Annotated in this window: 10 protein-coding genes; 9 read left to right on the top strand and 1 reads right to left on the bottom strand. The window is 58.5% G+C overall.

The annotated features are described in order from the left end of the window. Positions 1 to 78 precede the first annotated feature (78 nt). The 5 genes from ABC336_RS10500 to ABC336_RS10480 all read left to right on the top strand — a co-directional run bounded on the left by ABC336_RS10500 (position 79) and on the right by ABC336_RS10480 (position 13552). Positions 79 to 1044 (top strand): ABC transporter permease, encoded by a 966-nt coding sequence (locus ABC336_RS10500; RefSeq protein ID WP_413238620.1) that lies wholly within the window; start codon positions 79 to 81, stop codon positions 1042 to 1044. A 131-nt stretch (positions 1045 to 1175) separates the two neighbouring features. Continuing rightward, positions 1176 to 1979, top strand: a complete 804-nt coding sequence (locus ABC336_RS10495) for a carbohydrate ABC transporter permease (RefSeq protein ID WP_413238619.1) — start codon at positions 1176 to 1178, stop codon at positions 1977 to 1979. Positions 1980 to 2092: 113 nt separating this feature from the next. Continuing rightward, complete coding sequence (locus ABC336_RS10490; RefSeq protein WP_413238618.1) at positions 2093 to 3667, top strand: extracellular solute-binding protein; 1575 nt, start codon at positions 2093 to 2095, stop codon at positions 3665 to 3667. Between the two features lie 61 nt (positions 3668 to 3728). Next, the gene (locus ABC336_RS10485) at positions 3729 to 5153 is read left to right on the top strand and encodes a glycosyl hydrolase family 28 protein (RefSeq protein WP_413238617.1); all 1425 of its coding nucleotides are present in this window, start codon (positions 3729 to 3731) and stop codon (positions 5151 to 5153) included. A 74-nt stretch (positions 5154 to 5227) separates the two neighbouring features. Then, a complete protein-coding gene (locus ABC336_RS10480) occupies positions 5228 to 13552 on the top strand; it encodes an S-layer homology domain-containing protein (protein WP_413238616.1) in 8325 nt (2774 codons plus the stop codon). Between the two features lie 10 nt (positions 13553 to 13562). Here ABC336_RS10480 and ABC336_RS10475 read toward each other — a convergent pair whose 3' ends face one another. Then, positions 13563 to 14405 (bottom strand): helix-turn-helix transcriptional regulator, encoded by an 843-nt coding sequence (locus ABC336_RS10475; RefSeq protein ID WP_413242483.1) that lies wholly within the window; start codon positions 14403 to 14405, stop codon positions 13563 to 13565. A gap of 223 nt (positions 14406 to 14628) precedes the next feature. Here ABC336_RS10475 and ABC336_RS10470 point away from each other — a divergent pair, with 223 nt between their 5' ends. Genes ABC336_RS10470 through ABC336_RS10455 form a run of 4 tightly spaced genes read left to right on the top strand, consistent with a single transcriptional unit; the run spans position 14629 to position 16752 of the window. Next, positions 14629 to 15177: a GNAT family N-acetyltransferase gene (locus ABC336_RS10470; protein WP_413238615.1), complete on the top strand. Its 549-nt coding sequence runs from the start codon at positions 14629 to 14631 to the stop codon at positions 15175 to 15177. Next, positions 15177 to 15683, top strand: a complete 507-nt coding sequence (locus tag ABC336_RS10465; protein ID WP_413238614.1) for a phage tail protein — start codon at positions 15177 to 15179, stop codon at positions 15681 to 15683. The genes ABC336_RS10470 and ABC336_RS10465 overlap by 1 nt, the downstream gene beginning before the upstream one ends. 26 nt (positions 15684 to 15709) lie before the next feature. After that, positions 15710 to 16213: a phage tail protein gene (locus ABC336_RS10460; RefSeq protein ID WP_413238613.1), complete on the top strand. Its 504-nt coding sequence runs from the start codon at positions 15710 to 15712 to the stop codon at positions 16211 to 16213. 11 nt (positions 16214 to 16224) lie between these two features. Next, positions 16225 to 16752, top strand: a complete 528-nt coding sequence (locus tag ABC336_RS10455; protein ID WP_413238612.1) for a phage tail protein — start codon at positions 16225 to 16227, stop codon at positions 16750 to 16752. Positions 16753 to 17321: the final 569 nt, after the last annotated feature.

Genomic DNA, 17321 nt, shown 5'->3' with positions numbered 1-17321 from the left:
AATATTGCGATAGTCTCGCGGACGGACCAGCCGTAAAATAAGGATAGCGGAAAAACTTAGAGGAGAGGGGGAGTTACGATGGCGGAACCAACTGTGACCGTATCCGAGAAAGCGCTTCACCGCAGAGGACGGCTGTTAGCCGATCTGCGAGCGCACAAGACCTATTACATCATGCTGGTGCCGCTGCTGCTGTTTTTTACGCTGTTCAGCTATTTTCCGATGGTGGGCTTGTATAATGCATTTACCGATTATGATTTCAGCAAAGGGCTGTTCAGTCCGTTCGTCGGGCTCAAAAACTTCGAGTTTTTGTTCCGCGGCGGCATGGACTCGATCATATGGAAGCTGACGCGCAACACGATACTGTATAATGTCGCTTTTATCGTCCTCAGCAATGTATGCCAGATCGCGCTCGCCGTGCTGCTGCGGGAGCTGACCTATCGCAAGTTCGTAAGGGTCAGCCAGACGATGATGTTCATGCCCTACTTCGTCTCGATGGTCGTCGTCGGCTCGATTGCGTACAATCTGTTCAACTTCAACTATGGCGTGATGAATAATCTGATTACGACGCTCGGCTTCGAGAGGTTCGATTTCTACAAGACACCCGAGGTGTGGCCGTTCATCATCGTATTAGTCGAGGTATGGAAAGGGCTGGGCTACGGAACGGTCATCTATCTTGCGGCGATCATGGGGATCGACGAGAGCATCTATGAGGCGGCCTACGTAGACGGCGCCTCCAAATGGAAGCGGATACGCTACATCACGCTGCCGCTGCTCAAGCCGACGCTGATCATCCTGGTCCTGTTCGCGGTAGGAGGGATCATGCGCGGGCAGTTCGACCTGTTCTGGAATCTGGTCGGCAACAACGGGCTGCTGCTCAATGTGACCGATATTATCGATACGTATGTATACCGTTCCCTGACGGTGAACTTCAGTATGGGCCTCGGGACGGCGGCCGGCCTCTATCAATCGGTCTTCGGACTGATCCTGATCCTGACCGTCAATGGCATCGTCCGCAAGGTCGACAGAGACAACGCGTTATTCTGAATATACCGGAAAGAGTGGATCAACCATGGCACGATACTCAACCAACCGAAGCAATACGATCCGGATGGATGCGGGGACCAAAGTGTTCGACGCCGCCGCCATCCTGATCGTCTCCGTGGCCGCCATCTTGCGTGCTGCCATTCCTGCTCATGCTGTCGGGGTCGTTCAGCAGCGAGTCGGAGGTCGTCCTGAAGGGATACTCGCTCTGGCCGCAGCTGTTCACGCTGGATGCGTACCGGATCGTCTTCTCGACGCTGGGAGGTACGATTGCCAACGCCTACCTGGTGACGATCTATGTGACTGTCACCGGTACGGTGCTGGGCCTCTTGACGACCTCGATGAGCGGCTATATCCTGTCCCGGCCAGACTTCAAGCATCGCGATAAGGTGGCGTTCTACGTCTACTTCACGACGCTTTTCAGCGGGGGCATGATCCCGACGTATCTCGTCGTGGCCAATGTGCTGCAGCTGAACCACACGCTATGGGCGATTATCCTGCCGGGTCTGATGACGCCGTTCAACGTCTTCCTGTTCCGCAACTTCATCAAAGGGATCCCGCATTCGCTGATCGAATCGGCACGGATCGACGGCGCGGGCGACTTCCGGATCTACTGGCAGCTGATCGTACCGCTCTCCAAGCCGGCGATGGCGACGATCGGCCTGTTCCTCGCGCTGGGCTACTGGAACAACTGGTTCGGCTACTCGCTCTATCTGATCTCCGACAAGGATAAGTGGGGGCTGCAGTATCTGCTGTACCGGATGCTCTCGCGGGTGACCGACGCGGTCAGGGATTCGCAGGTCATCGTCGAGCAACTGCCGAGCGAGACGATGAAGCTAGCGACGGCGATGCTGGCGACGGGACCCGTGTTGTTGTTCTACCCGTTCGCGCAGCGTTACTTTGTCAGCGGACTGGTCATGGGCAGTGTCAAGGGTTAAGCGTCGGGGCGCGCGCCGCTCCGGCTGAGACGGATGTTTATCCCGCAGCGTCGTCCATCGGCGCCGAGCGGGCTACTCATAGATGAATAGAAGCGAATACGGAGGGGATTGTGTTGAAAGCAAAGAGAGGCAGCAGATGGATGTTGACCGCTGTGCTGGCTGCAGCGGTAGGGGTAACAGGCGCTTGCTCCACCGACGGCAATAACGGCGGCACGACGCCGGGAACCGACACCGGAGGAGATAAGCCGGCGCCGCCAGCGCAGATCGTCGAATTGAAAGCGATCACAATGGGGACCGAGCCGGCGAGCGGCATGGACAATTTCTACAAGCTGCTGGATGAGATGACGATCCGGGATCTTAATGCCAAAGTGAGGTTTGACTTCGTCCCGTGGGGGGACGAGAAGAACCAGATCAGCCGCGCCATCGTAGCCAAGGAGTACGACCTGTATGTCGGCGGAGCCTGGTCCGACTTCAGCTCCTTCGCAGCCAAAAACGCCTTTGCCGATCTGACGCCGCTGCTGGAGCAGACGCCGGATCTGGTCGCGCACTACAAAGGCTCGCTGGATCGCGTGCAAATCGACGGCAAAGTATATGGCATCCCGCAATACGGCAAGCCCGGGGCGGGCGGCGAAGGCATGCTGTACCGCGAGGACCTGCGCAAGGAGTGGGGGCTGCCGGAGATCAAGGACCTGGATACGCTGGAGCAATACCTGTACAAGGCCAAGGAGGCGTATCCGAACGTACCGATGCTCAACGACAAGCGGTTCGCCGACAACCTGTGGACGCTGATCGCTGGAGGTACGTACCATACGGTCACCCAATATTATGGCGTAGCGCCGATCGACGATCCTTACAATGTTGTCAGTATGTACGATACGCCGGAGTACAAGGAGGTCGTGCTGAAGGCGAAGCAATGGTACGAGGACGGCATCGTCGACCATGATATCCTGGCTGCGCAAGGCAATGAAACGAGCAAAACGCTGGAGCTGATGAAAGCGGACCAGAAGCCGCTGGAGTTCAACAATCACTTCGGTGCGGTGAGCAACGGGTACATCGGCGCGCTCAAAGCGACGTATCCGGATTTTGAATATGGCTGGTTCGATTATGTATTCGATATGTACCCGCAAAAGGTGTTCCTGCCGAAGATGTCGGCGGGTACGACGACGATGATCTCCGTCGGCTCGCACTCCGCGCATGCGGAAACGGCGCTGAAGCTGATCGAGCTGGCGCATACGGACCAGACGTATTACAATCTGCTGCAATTCGGCGTAGAGGGCGAGAATTACAGCTTCAAAGACGGCGCCGTTACCTTCGAGGGCATCGACGACAAGAACCGCAAGCCGGGCTGGACAGGACTTCATGACGGTTACATGCAGCCACAGGAGAGGTACCCCGGCGAGTGGCAGGCGATCTACAACAAGCTCGTCAACGAAGAAGGTCCCCCGCTTGCCGAGAGCAACGGCACCGACCCGTATGAGGGCTTCGTGTTCAATACGGCGAGCCTGGCCGCCGAGACGTCGAGTCTGGAGACCGTCAGAACCCAGTACATCCAGCCGCTCGCTTCCGGGATCAGCAACGATATCGACAAGGATCTGGAGGAAGTGCGAAAACAGCTGAAGTCGGCGGGCATGGATCAATACCTGGCCGAGCTGCAAACCCAATTGCAAGCGTTCCAGGCAGCACGGTAGAGCAAGGATCACCCGGCGCACGGCCGCAACGCGCCGTGCGCCGCTTATAAGGAGGGGAACGATGGCATCGCAAGCACTGCAAGTCTATGCCGTACCGCCGGGACTGCCGGTCAGTCCGGACTATACCGTGCGCGTGCGGAGTGCCGGGGGGTCATGGAGGGAAGCGGAAGCGATGAACGTCAAGGTGGACATGCACGACGTCCGTGAAGCCGCACTGGCTCGCTTTGACTTCGCCGGGGAGGTGGAGATCGAGATTGTCTGTCATCGGGACCGCCCCGCCACGGTCGAGGTGCGGCCCGCTGCCCGGGGCATCCGGCCGCATCTCGGCGAGGATGGCGTGATCCGTTTCCGGATGGTCCGTCCCGCGAAGCTCTCGGTGGAGATCGATGGGGACAGGTTCCACAATCTGCACTTGATCGCCAAGGCGATCGATGAAGATCAGCCGGATCCGACCGACCCTGCTGTCGTCCTCATCGAGCCTGGCATCCATCGGACGGACGAGCTGCTCGGACGGTTGTCCGGCGTACGGAAGATGCTGTACTTTGCCCCCGGGACGCACCATATCGAGGAGGTGCTGCTGCGGCTCCCGTCCGGTACCTCTGCCTATGTAGCGGGCGGTGCGGCGGTCGCCGGATCTTTCGTGTGCGACCGGGTCACAGACGTGTCGATACGCGGCCGGGGGATGATCTATCTGGCGGACTTCGGCCGCTATTCCGCGTTCCGCGGCATCCGGCTGATCGCAGCCGAGTCGATCTCCATCGGCGGCATCACCGTCGTCGATCCGCCGCATTACAGCATCTATCTCGGCGGGTGCAGAGGCGTGCGGATCTCGGACTTCGAGTCGTTCAGCACGCGCGGCTGGTCGGACGGCATCGATATGATGGCGTGCGAGGATATCGAGATCGAGGATATCTTCATGCGCAACAGCGATGACTGTATCGCCATCTATGCGGACCGCTGGGACTATCGCGGCGATACCCGCCGGATTACAGTGCGCGACGCGGTGCTGTGGGCTGATGTCGCGCATCCGGTCAATATCGGCACGCACGGGGATCATACGGGCGAGGGGGCCGTCATCGAACAGATCCGCTTCGAGAACGTGGACATCCTGGAGCATCACGAGCCGCAGGAGGATTATCGCGGCTGTCTGGCGATCAATGCAGGCGACAATAACCTGGTCCGGGATATTGTCTGCAGCGATATCCGCATCGAGCCGTTCGAACTGGGCCGCTTGCTGGATCTGCGTGTCGTCCGCAATCCGGCCTACAACCCGGTACCGGGCAGAGGCATCCGCGGTATCCGTTTCTCCGGCATCCGCTGCCGCGCCAACGGCATCGTGCCGTCGCTTATCGCCGGATACGATGCGGAGCGGCGGGTGGAGGATATCGAGATCGAGGACCTGTTCGTCAATGGCGTCAAGGTGACGGACCCGGCAACCGGCCATATCGAGATCGGACCCTGGACAGACAGCATTGCCATGAAATGAAGACAGCACATCAATCAGCCGCAAGTCCTAGCCGTCCAGGCAGGGCTTGCAGGCAAGAGAAGAGGGGAAACTGCGTGGAGCATCCAATTCGACAGTGGCTTATTCAGACTGGCGGCGGACGGCGGCTGGTACAGCAAGGCGGGATCGTCTTGCTGGCATTAGCACTGCTGCTGCAACCTTTCAGCGCGACACTGGCAGGGCAAGAGGAGCACGGGGATCGGGGGGCGTCCGTGAATCGTGCCATGGATGAGAACGGGCTGCTGGATAAGATCGATTTTGGCAATGAGCATTCTGAAAACGCTCACAATTTTCGGGGCGAATATACGACCGTCACGACAGGGCTGCTGGGGGAGCGGGCCCGCGTGTCTCATCCGCGCGAGCCTGCAGGCCCGCATGGGGGCGATCTGATCTTCACGATGCAGGTCGATCCCCATCAGCGTAATTACTTCACCGTCAAATTTGCGGGAGAAGCTGCTTCCGTCAAGACGATGCTGCTTATCAACGGGGAGCAGATCGGATTTATCTCCTACGGCGATCATACGGAGCTGATCAATGCGCAACTGCCGAACCGGTTCTATTATCATACCTCCCTGCTGCCCTTGCATGCGACCTCAGGCAAGGAGACGATCGAGCTGACGATCCGGCCGCTCAATCCGTCGGGCAATCTCACCGCCAGCACAAGGGGGTTCTACCAAGCCTATACCCATACCCAGGCCTACCTTGACGTGACAGGCGAGCCGCAGGGCTACAAGCTCACGCCCGAGCAGACGCCGGAACGGCTGCTCCGTCCGGACCCGACGACAGAGGCGGAGAAGCAGGCGCTGGTCGACGGATATATCCAGGAGCAGATCGACAAGTTCCTGGCGCTCTCGAGCAAGGTCGACGCGGGTCCGGGCGGCAAGCTGTCGATCATCCGATATCAGGATGAGTTGAAGTTCTATGCCAATGTATTGAAATATGATTGGTCGCCCGCCCAGTCGGCGGCGGAGAAGCGGGCTGCGCTGGAGCGGATCTTCAAAACGATCGACAATCATGTCAAGGATTACTACAACAATTACCGGCTGGTGCTGCGGGGCGGCCACCAGGGCGACTGGGGCGGCTATTACGGCGCGCTGGGCGAAGCGCTGTATATTGCGGAGAAGCTGATCTTCGATGAGGACGTGTACGGCCGGGAAGCGTTTGAAGCTTATCTGGACGAGCCGTTCGACGCCGGGACAGGCAGCGAGGATATCGACGGTGCGGGCGGCCGTCACGTACTGGCCAGCCTGGACTGGGAAGGCGGCGAGCTGACCCGGCGCGAGGCCTGGGAGCGGACGCTCAAGGCCAACTTCGATTTTGCCCGCACCCGTCTCTCCTACATCTACAATCAGATGCTCTACACCTATGAAGGGGCGTGGGAAGCCCATGTCGGGCTGGGCATCATCGGCTCCGACTTCTATGAGGGGCCGGAGCGCAGCCGCCAGATCCTGCTGGAATCGCTCGGCATCGAGCCGTTCCTGGGCGAGGAGGTGCTGGTCGGTCCGGCGGGCGAAGAGCTGGATCTGTATCATTCCTTGTTCCTTCACGACGGCACGGCGGAGTTCACGGACGATTATGTATACAAGATCGGCAAGGGACTGGCGCAGAGCAAGCTGGACGACGATGGCGAGGTGGTGAGAAGAAAGCCGTACGGCGAGCACTACTACGGTCTGACAGAGGGCGGGTTGACCCGTGAGAACGGCTTTGTCGCCAACTATGGCGAAGCGGTCAACTATCTGGTGTCCTACTTCTACAAAACCTGGAATAAGCCGGACGAGGAGGAGACGAATGACCGCATCCTGAAGGCGATCCTGAGATCTGCCCATGCGCGAGGGTACGTCCGGTACACCTCGCTGCAGGACGGATACCGAATAGCGGTTACCGAGCAAATGACGGACGAGCGCGGACCTTCCCTGGCGGGCTTCGCTGCATACAGCGCCAGAGTCGGGTCAGGCATAACCTTGCAAATGGCGTATCTGGAGAAGCTGATGGCCGATCACGAGGAACGTTACAGCGGACCAGAGTGGGAAGTGTACTGGGATTATGCCAGGGAGGCCGTCGGTTATGCGCAGCAGCAGATGGCGGATCGGCAGCTGATCCCGAGGAGGGACTTCGGCAGTACAGCTACGATGAGCGGCATCAACTATCTGCTCAGAGAGAGCTACCATTATATTACCGGCGGACGGGCCGACTACCCGCGCTTTGCAGGGCAGGCGCAAGCCGGCGTCGTGCTGCCGCATACGGATTTCGACTACTATGCAGCGGGGGAGCTCGTTGCACTCGGGGTGGAGTCCGCAGATTACGAACAATTCGCCTGGACGGATATCGACAACCTCTACGTCTCGATGCGGGACGGCGATGTACGGATCTTAGGCGCCTTGAACTTCCGCAATCGCGGAGGTTTAAGCAATGGCCGGCTCCATGTGGTCACCTCCGCGTATGATCGGATCGTGCAGGTAGCGACCAACAACAAGTTCCGATACGAAGATTATTCGATCCGGCCGCATAATGTCGATTGGGATTTCCAGATCGACAGAGCAGCCCATACGACCGGGGCGCAGCAGGCGCTGGTCGGCGAGGAGGTGCCGATCACCTATCAACCTGGCGTAGGCACTGTCGTGCGGGATAATCTGGAGGTCGATACGCCTTACTCCGGCTATCCCGATCTGCTCACGGCCCGCTACGGCGAGTACTTCTTCATCTTCAATACGACACGCGACACCTATGGCAATGAGGATGACTTCGAGGTCGAGCTGCCGTCTGATTTTGCGGGGAGCTCGGTGCTGGATCTTGTGTCTGAGCAGCTGGTTCCGGTGGCGGACGGCAAGGTGACGATCGGCCCCCGATCGACACTGGTGCTGAAGCTGGGAAGTACGTATGAAGCCGAACCCAAGCCGTCTCATGTCGACGTCGTCAACGCGCTGGCAGGCAACGGCTATGCCGGCCTGTCGTGGAAGATCGCGGCAGGAGCAGAGACGTATACCATCAAGCGGTCTGAGTCGGAGCAGGGGCCTTATACGACGATCGCCACGGGTGTGGAAGGTTTCTATTATAAAGACACCACAGCTCAAAACGGCAAAACTTACTATTATAAGGTGGCCGGGGTGAACCGGCATGGCGAGGGCTGGGAGTCGTGGCGCGCCAAGGCGGATCTGACGCAGCCGGCTTCCGGGGCGGTGCCGACAGGGTGGCGCGATGACCGGATCGGGACGACAGCAGGCAGTGCTGCTGTCCGTGACGGCGGATCGATGATCGTGATCACGGGCGCCGATGGCGACGGTCTGGCCCAGGGAGAGCAGTACGATGACTACCACCTGTTCAAGCGGGATATCCGCGACTCCCTGCATTATGTGAGTCAGGTAGCAGGCGGCAACAGCTCGATCAGCGCCAGGATCGACAGCGCCGACGGGGCGGCCAGCGGTCTGCTGCTGCGAGACCGTCTGACGACAGACCAGTCCCGCTACGTGTACTTCGGAGCCGATGAGGAGGGCCGGCTGGTGCTGCAGAACCGGACGCGCAACTCGTTCGTCACCTGGGCGGCTGGTACCATCAGTCCGTACGATGCCGGGCTGCAGGGGTATACTGTCGCAGACTATCCGCACCTCAAGCTCGCCTACGACTACGATACGCAGATGGCCCACGCCTTCGTGTCGGCCGACGGGGCGGAGTGGCAGTACGTCACCGGGCTGCCTACATTATTGACGCGAGCGCATTATATCGGCTTGGCGGCTGCGGGGTCTGCGAGCTTCAGCGAGGTGGAGACGGACGCCCCTCCTGCAGGCGGCATCACGCTGTTCTTTGCCAAGGAGCAGGATCGGGTCACGCTGCACTGGAACAAGCCGAAGCAAGCCTCACGGTTCCATTTGTACCGTACGGCGGACCCCGAGGCAAGCCTGCTCGACCCCGAGCTGACGCCGGGCAGCGCCGAGCCGGTGGAGGGCTCGCCATGGACACTTATTGCCCAAGATCTTCGCGACACGACCTACCAGGATGTCTTGCGTCACGGCACTGCCTACTACAAGCTGCTCCCCGTTCATGCGGACGGATCGGCCCAGCCGTTCTATGCCGCGGCGGTAGGCGCAGATACGCTGGAGGAGGTGCTCGCAAGAGCGGAGAGCTACCGGCAGAGGGATTACACCCGGCTCAGCTTCTATCTCTACCGGACCGAGCTGGCGCGGATCAAGACGGAGCTGGACGCACCCGGGCCTGATGTCCCGGCATTGGTGGAGCAGCTGTACAGGATCGCCGGGCTGCTGGTGCCGCTGGAGCAGACCTATCTGACCGAGCGCGATGATGCGGGGGAGGCAACCTTATTCGAGAAGCTGGCCATCAGCAGGGACATGGTCATCGCCTCTGCGAATATCTGGTCCAATCCCCCGGGCTCTGCGGATACAAGAGTAGAGAACGGCTGGCGTGTCTTCGACGGGGATCTGGCCACCGGAGCGGATACACAAACCAGCACCGGCTGGGTGAGAGCCGATCTGGGCAGCCCGCAGGCGATTCGCTATGTTCGCTTCCATCCGCGCAGCAATACGGTGAACCGCATCAACGGCGGTATCATTCAAGGCTCGTTAGACGGGAATAGCTGGACGAATCTGCACACCATCAGCGGTGTCACGCTCTCGCAGTGGTACGCCGAACCGGTGGAGGGTTCGACTGCCTACCGCTATTACCGCTATTATGATGGGCACGGAGGCCATACTAATATTGCCGAGCTGGAGCTTCATGCGGAGACGTACGACACGACGCTGCTCGGCTATCTGCTGGAGCAAGCGGAGGCGGCCGTGGAAGCAGGCGTATATACCGAAGCATCCTATGTCCGGCTTGCTCAGCAGGTGGAGGAAGCACAGGCAGCCCAACCGGCAAGCCAGGCCGAGGTGGATGAGCTGGCCGGCGCGCTGCAGGACGTGCTGGAGGATCTGGAGATTATCGAGGGCATGCCGGTCATCAAGCCCGTTCCGGATCGGAGCATTGTCGCCGGAGAGCCGTTTGCCTTGGCGCTGGAATTAGTCCATGCGGCGGGCGATGTCGAGTATCGCGCAGCGAACCTGCCAGAGGGCGCGGTGTTCGATGGAGCGAGGGGGACGCTGAGCTGGACACCTGGGTATCGTCAGGGCGGGATATATCCGATCACCTTCACTGCCCAGTCGGGAGAGCTGCTTTCGACAAGGACCTTCGTCCTGACGGTCGTCGGTGAGCCGGCGGTCGCGCCTCAAGAGACGAGGGAGCTAACGGCCAGACAGTCGTTCACCTACACGGTAGAAGCGTCCGACGGGGCCGGCAAGGCACTGGTCATGAAGGCGATCCAGCTGCCGGTCGGAGCGCAGTTCAGTCCAGTATCGCAGCGTCTGACCTGGACGCCGGGACAAGCGGACTACGGCAGTCACCAAGCCGTGTTCGAGATATCGAACGGCGTGTTCACAGTGACGCATACGCTGGATCTGCATGTGGCGCTGGATGTCCGGCGGGCTGCGGACTTCACCCAAGGCAGCTATCACCGTTATGCGCAGGAACTGCAGCGTATCGAGACAGCGATGCAGGCGCCCGGCGCCGACAAGCAGTCGCTTGCAGCCGAGCTTGCCGTGGCGGAGGGCGCGCTTACGCCGTGGGATACGCTCTATACCGATGAGAACAAGCTGACGATTACCAAAGCGATGGTAACCGCATCTTCGCGGAAGTGGGGTACGGGCGAGTCTGAGAATGACAATGCCTGGGCTGCCTTCGACGGCGATCCGGGAACCTCGCCCGACACGACCAATGCAGGCAATGGCTGGGTTCGGGTCGATCTTGGCGAAGGCCAGACAGCCCAGGTGGATGTCATCAAGTTCCTGCCGCGCAGCGGCAATCATGCCCGGATGAACGGCGGGATGCTGAAAGGATCTCTTGATGGCGTTAATTATACGACGCTCTACAGCTTCAGCGGTATTGACAGCGCGGTCTGGCATGCCGTCCGGGTAGCCGACAGTGCCCCTTACCGTTTCTTGCGGTATGAAGGACAAAATGCCAATGTGGCGGAGCTGCAATTTTTCAGCACCGTCACGGACAAAACGCTGCTGGAGCTGCTCATCGGCAAAGCCTCGGCCATCGACCCGCTCCGTTACACTGCAGCTTCGACAGCAGCAGTGGAGGCAGCACTGGCGCAGGCGCAGGCTGTCTACGCCGACCTGGCAGCGGGACAGGACGCTGTCGACACCGGGACCGGCTTGCTCCTCGACGCCCTCGAGCAGCTGGAGCGGCGGGGATTCCTTCTCCAGGGGCCAGAGCAGGCGGATCGGGGAGAGACGGTGGAGCTGTCCGTCAGTCTGCTGCATGTGACGGAGGATATCTTCGGCCAATCCTTTACTCTGACATTTGACCCCGGACAACTAAGCTATGTGGACTCGGAACTGACGACTGAGGCGTGGCCGGAGATGCGGGAGGATACCGAAGATGCCGCTGTGGGCAAGGTTGCTTTCGTATTCGGGACACGCGCCTGGTCGCAGCCGGAGCAGGCGCAGAACCAGCAGCACGTGCCCGTGGATGACGGGGCGGAAACGTCTGAGACGTCAGAGGACGTAACCGATCCAGAGGAGAGCGAGGAACATCACGCTGAAGCGGTTGCCGAGGCTGAGGCTGAGCAGCCTGCTGGTGAAACCGAAGTGTCCGATGCTGACGATGCGTCCGATGCTGCAGAGTCAGCTGCAAGCCCCGCTTATCTGCCAGGCGCGGATGGCGAGCATACGATCCTCAAGCTGCGGCTGCAGGCCAACGTCGATCTGACCGAGGATACCGCTAGCGTGATCCGTCTTGAGGATATCGTGGCGACGGGTGAGGACGGCAGCGTCATCCCGCTTTATGGCAGCGCGTCCTATGAATTGCAGATTCGCGCTGTCGGCATCGCCGTCACCGGCGTCTCGCTTAGTAGGGAGCAGCTGAAGCTGGAGGAGGGCGAAGCGGTGAGGCTCTCTGCCATCGTGCTGCCGGCAGGCGCGGCCGACAAGCAAGTCGTCTGGCATTCCAGTGATCCGGACATCGCGTCGGTCGACGCGGCGGGGCTGGTCACGGCCCATAAGGCTGGGGATGCAACCATCACCGCAACGACGGTCGACGGCGGTTACACAGCGCAAAGCACGGTCAACGTAACCGCTCGTCCGGTCGACCCGCCGGTGGATCCACCTGTACATCCGCCAACAGGTCCACCGACATGGATGCCGCCAGGGCCGGTCACGCCGCCGACAGAGCCGCAAGTTGAGGTTAGTGCTGTGATCCGAGTGGAGATTGTCCCAGGTGCGGATGGCGTCCCGGAGGCGACTGTAATGGAGCAAGATCTGCAGGAGGCGATCACGGCAGCAGCCGATGGTGTGGTGACGGTCAGCGTGGACTTCGGACTTGATCAAGCCGGCCTCCGCCTGCGGCTGGCTGTCGGTCCCGGTGTAGATCCGGAGGAACGTCTGCATAAGCTCTTGATTCAGACCGATGACCTGACGCTTGCTTTGGACGGAGCGGCGGTGCGGCAGTCAGCAGACAATGTCATGGTTATTCGTCTCGGCATTGTCGATCCTGACGCATTGCCGGGAGAGATGCAGCAGCTGCTGGGGGCGAGCAGCGCCTATCGTGTCGATGCAGCGCTGCAAGACGAGAGCAAGGGATCGTTGACCGACGGGCTGGTCCGTCTGCAGCTGCCGTATGTACTGGGGTCCGGGGAGGCGCCGGTTCAGGTTGTGCTCTATGCGGTGGCAGACGACGGCACGGCGACTGTCGTCAAAAACGCCTGGTATGATGCGGATCAAGGCTATATCGAGCTTCATGGCATGCGTAAGGGCACCTTCGCGGCGGTCCACCGCCCGGCGGCATTCGCCGATATGGAGCGCCTGAGCTGGGCCCAGGAGGCAGTGTCGGCTCTAGCCGCCAGAGATATCGTCCAGGGGATCGGCGACCGGCGCTTTGACCCGCATGGATCGGTCACGCGAGCCGAATTTGCGGCTATGCTTGTCCGTGCGTTTGATTTGCTGGATCTGGAAGCTGAGGCATCCTATGCGGATTCTCGCGAGGGGGACTGGCATTACCGGGCGATTGCTTCCGCAGCGAGGCTGGGACTCGTAAACGGGCAGAGGGACGGTTATTTTGGAGCCCAGGCGACGATCACCCGGCAAGATATGGCCGTTATGGTCGACAGAGCACTCACTTTACTGAACTTGCAGACCGGAACAGAACAGCATGCAGGCGACTTCACGGATGAGTCGGCGATTGCCGCCTATGCAGTCGACGCCGTGGCACGGCTGCGGCGGGAGGGGCTTGTGAACGGCATGGAAGACGGCAGCTTCTCGCCTTACGGGGAGACTACGCGAGCCCAGGCTGCTGCCCTCGTGTACCGTTTGCTGGCCTCAGCGTTCAGAGCGTAAAACCGCGTCTTTAGCGGTTCATGTACCGGCCGCGAAATGCGCCCGGCGTCATCCCTTCGGCTTCCATAAACTTCTTGTTAAAGTAGCTTAATCCGGGATAGCCGGAGGTGATGGCGACTTCTTTGATCGGGATGAGCGGTTGCTTGACGAGCAGATGCTTGCTCAGTTGGATCCGACACTTGGTCATATAGGCGACAGGCGTCATTCTCGTCACTTTTTTGAACAGCGTGCAAAAATAATTAGGCGTGTATCCGGCGCTCTTGGCCCATTCGTCCAGTACAAACGGCAGATGGGCTTTTTTTTGCATTTGCGGCAGCAAGGCAATAATCTTCTCGACATTATCGACGCTGCGATAGTGGGAAAAGGGGATAGAGTTGGTCAGAAACTCGATGAATACGCCATACGCGAGAGCGGCGATGCGGGAGGGGCGAAGGAAGCTGTGCTGATCAATCTCATCGAGCAGCTCGTCGAAGGCATGACGCAACAGCTCTCCGTCTTTGGTTATCCAGATGCTGGAGTGGTGAAAGCCGTTCTCCGCTGCAAACGTCGGCAGCATGCTGCCGTACAACTGCATCCAGTAGATGTTCCAGGGGTCATCGTCAGAGCTGTAGTAACGCATGGGCTCGTGCGGCACATGCCAGAAGGCGTCACCAGCCCTGAGCGGATAGACCTCCCCGTCAAGCTCCAGTGTGCCGCTGCCTTCCGCTATATAATGAAGACTGTAATCGCGCACGCCCTCAGGCCGGTTGACATCATGTTCCCGCTTGTCAGGCCGGTTGAAGTTGCCGACGGAATCCGGAAAGCAGAAAAACCGAAATTCGGAGAAGTTGGCCAGATAAAACTCGCGTTTCACAAACAAATGAACCACTCCACAATAAGAATATTGTTGTAATCAGTATAGCATGGAAAGGGGGATGGGAGATGTATCGATGTCGAAGATGTGCATGGGCATTCTAACCTGGTTCAAAAGTCCTATTTTTCAGATTTTGTATAGAATTTTTCCGGAATTTACTGGTAAAATGTAGCTATGTGCAAGATGAAATTGTACATGCAGGAAAGCACAGGGGGTACCGAGGTTGATAACCGGGCGCGAACCGCTCAACGAGCAGAAAGGAGAGGCTGTGTCCAACCGAATCGAGCTGCGCGATGCGACAGCAAGCGACAAGACGTTCCTGTACGAGCTGTACGCCGATTCCCGGCAAGCGGAGATGGAGCTGTGGGGCTGGACGATGGAGCAGGCCGAGCCGTTCCTGCGCATGCAGTGGGAAGCGCGTCGGGGTTCCTATGCGTCGGAGTTCCCAGGCGCTTCCGACCAGATCATCCTCTTCGCCGAGAAGGCTGTCGGACGCTGTCTCATCTACACGGCGGCGGATCATAAACGGATCGTTGACTTGGCGTTAGTCGAGGCAAGCCGCGGTCAAGGAATTGGAACCGCTATATTAAGGCGTGTACAGCAGGATGCCGCTTCAGAGCGTCTCAATCTGAAGCTGAGCGTCAGCAAGGACAATCCTGCCCGCCGTCTCTATGAGCGGATGGGATTTAGACTTACCGGAAGCAACGAGATGTATGGCTTTATGGAATGGGTGCCGGACGAGATGGACGATCCAAAGGAAGGGGAATATTGATGAGCGACCAGTATGTAGGAGAGATTCGGATGTTTGCCGGCAATTATGCGCCGCAAGGCTGGGCGATCTGCGATGGCAGCATAGTGAATATTTATGACAATGAAGCCTTATATTCGCTGATTGGCACAACTTATGGCGGCGATGGCCGGACGAATTTTGCTTTGCCGGATCTGCGGGGCCGGGTGCCCATTCATATAGGAACAGGGTATGCAATGGGTCAGAAGGCAGGCACAGAAAAGGTAACGCTGACCCAGAACCAGCTTCCGCAGCATACGCATGTTGTCCATGCCAGCAAGACGGCAGCCACCAGCAATTCACCTGAGAATGCATATTGGGGGTTGTCGACGGGAGTGACGAATTACCAGACTAACGTCGAACCCAATACGACGATGCATGCGTCCACCGTCTCTGCAGTGGGGGGCAACCAGGCGCATGATAACATGATGCCGACATTTGCAGTTAGTTTTATTATCGCCACCGAGGGGAACTATCCGTCGCAAGGATAGTTGAAACTTAATAAGGAGGGTTTTTGATGGCTGAACCGTTTGTAGGCGAAATTCGCCTTTTCTCATTTGGGGTTATCCCCAGTGGCTGGGCACCGTGCAACGGGCAGATTTTGCAGGTTAACCAGAACCAAGCCTTGTTTTCGTTGCTGGGGAACCGGTACGGGGGTAACGGTCAGACGACATTTGCACTGCCCAATCTGAATGGCCGGGCGCCGCTTCACCGTTCTTCCTCGATCCCGGTAGCAACGTCGGCTGGAGAAGCCGCACATACGTTGACGCTCAATGAGATGCCTCAGCATAATCATACGGCCAGCGGGAGTACGGATTCCGCGAATCAGCCCGTCCCTACGGGCAATACATGGGGGACGATGGCATCAAATCGTCAGATTTATGCTAGTACTGCCGACACGACGATGTCCCCAGCTGCTTTAGCAACTGCCGGAGGCAGCCAGGCGCATGACAACATGCAGCCCTACACGGTCGTTTCATTTTGTATTGCCTTGAACGGAATTTATCCCACTCAACATTAGGAGGTACCCACATGGATCCGTATGTAGGCGAGATTCGCTTGTTTGCCGGCAATTTTGCACCGACCGGCTGGGCGTTCTGCGATGGTGCGCAGCTGTTTGTGCAGCAGTATCCGGCTTTGTTCGCCGTTATTGGCAACCAATATGGAGGAGACGGCAGATCCACATTTCATCTCCCCAACCTTATGGGCCGGGTTCCGGTAGGGACGGGTACAGGTCCCGGTCTGACCCCGAGAGTCATCGCTCAAACGTTCGGCGAAGCCGCCGTAACGTTGGAGGAGACGCAGATCCCGAGTCATACCCATACGCCCCAAGGCACTACCGTTACCGCAAACGGCGTGGCGGACCCGACGAGTGCGATCTGGGGGAGTGAGGCGAATTCGGCGTTTTCCGTTAAACCGTATTCAGCTACGCCGAATACGCAGATGAACTCGCTTGCGGTCAATGCTGCCGGGGGTTCTCAGCTGCACAACAACATGCAGCCGTTTGTCGCACTTTCCTTCATTATTGCATTCGAAGGGGTATTCCCGCCCAAGCAGTGATCATAATTCAGGCTTATCTGTAACTAGTCGGTAAGCCTTCTTTTGAGGGAACAGGGAGGTGTTAAAGTGTGAGGAAGCGAATTTCCGGTTCAATGGTGTTTTTTATTTGCGCCCTATGGCTGCAATTGGTTGTGCCTCAGCAAGTTGCGGCCTTGGGTGTCAAGAGTCCTGCTTCACAGGAGATGGTTTGGGATACAGTTTCGGGGAGTGTACAGCCGCAGACTGATGGATTTAACTTAATTGGTTCTAATCAGAATCATAATATGATAACGGTCTTAAAATTCCCAGTTGACTCGACTCGTACCATTAATTCAGCGCAGTTGGTCGTCAGTTTTTATGAGCCGACGTTTAACCAAAATTTAATGATTCAAGTAACTGCTAAAGATGACTGGGTACCATTTCCAGAAATAAACAATGGGTTAGTTGTAAACCGGATCCTTGACAATAATTATGTAATCTCCCCATATACAGATCTAACACAATATTCAATTGATGTAACTAGTTTGTTGCAGATAAACTTTGATAATCCGAGTTATGCCTCGTTATTGCTTAGCAGCATGGGGGGATAT

The sequence above is a fragment of the Paenibacillus jepli genome, from assembly GCF_047238105.1.
In the GTDB taxonomy this organism is placed as follows: Bacteria; Bacillota; Bacilli; order Paenibacillales; family Paenibacillaceae; genus Paenibacillus_D.
This window is presented reverse-complemented; position numbering and strand designations above follow the sequence as displayed.

What these genes read in the sequence shown, in the direction of transcription:
- ABC336_RS10465 (WP_413238614.1), top strand. Translation starts at nt 15,177, where the DNA reads ATGAGCGACCAGTATGTAGGAGAGATTCGGATGTTTGCCGGCAATTAT.
- ABC336_RS10500 (WP_413238620.1), top strand. Translation starts at nt 79, where the DNA reads ATGGCGGAACCAACTGTGACCGTATCCGAGAAAGCGCTTCACCGCAGA.
- ABC336_RS10485 (WP_413238617.1), top strand. Translation starts at nt 3,729, where the DNA reads ATGGCATCGCAAGCACTGCAAGTCTATGCCGTACCGCCGGGACTGCCG.
- ABC336_RS10455 (WP_413238612.1), top strand. Translation starts at nt 16,225, where the DNA reads ATGGATCCGTATGTAGGCGAGATTCGCTTGTTTGCCGGCAATTTTGCA.
- ABC336_RS10460 (WP_413238613.1), top strand. Translation starts at nt 15,710, where the DNA reads ATGGCTGAACCGTTTGTAGGCGAAATTCGCCTTTTCTCATTTGGGGTT.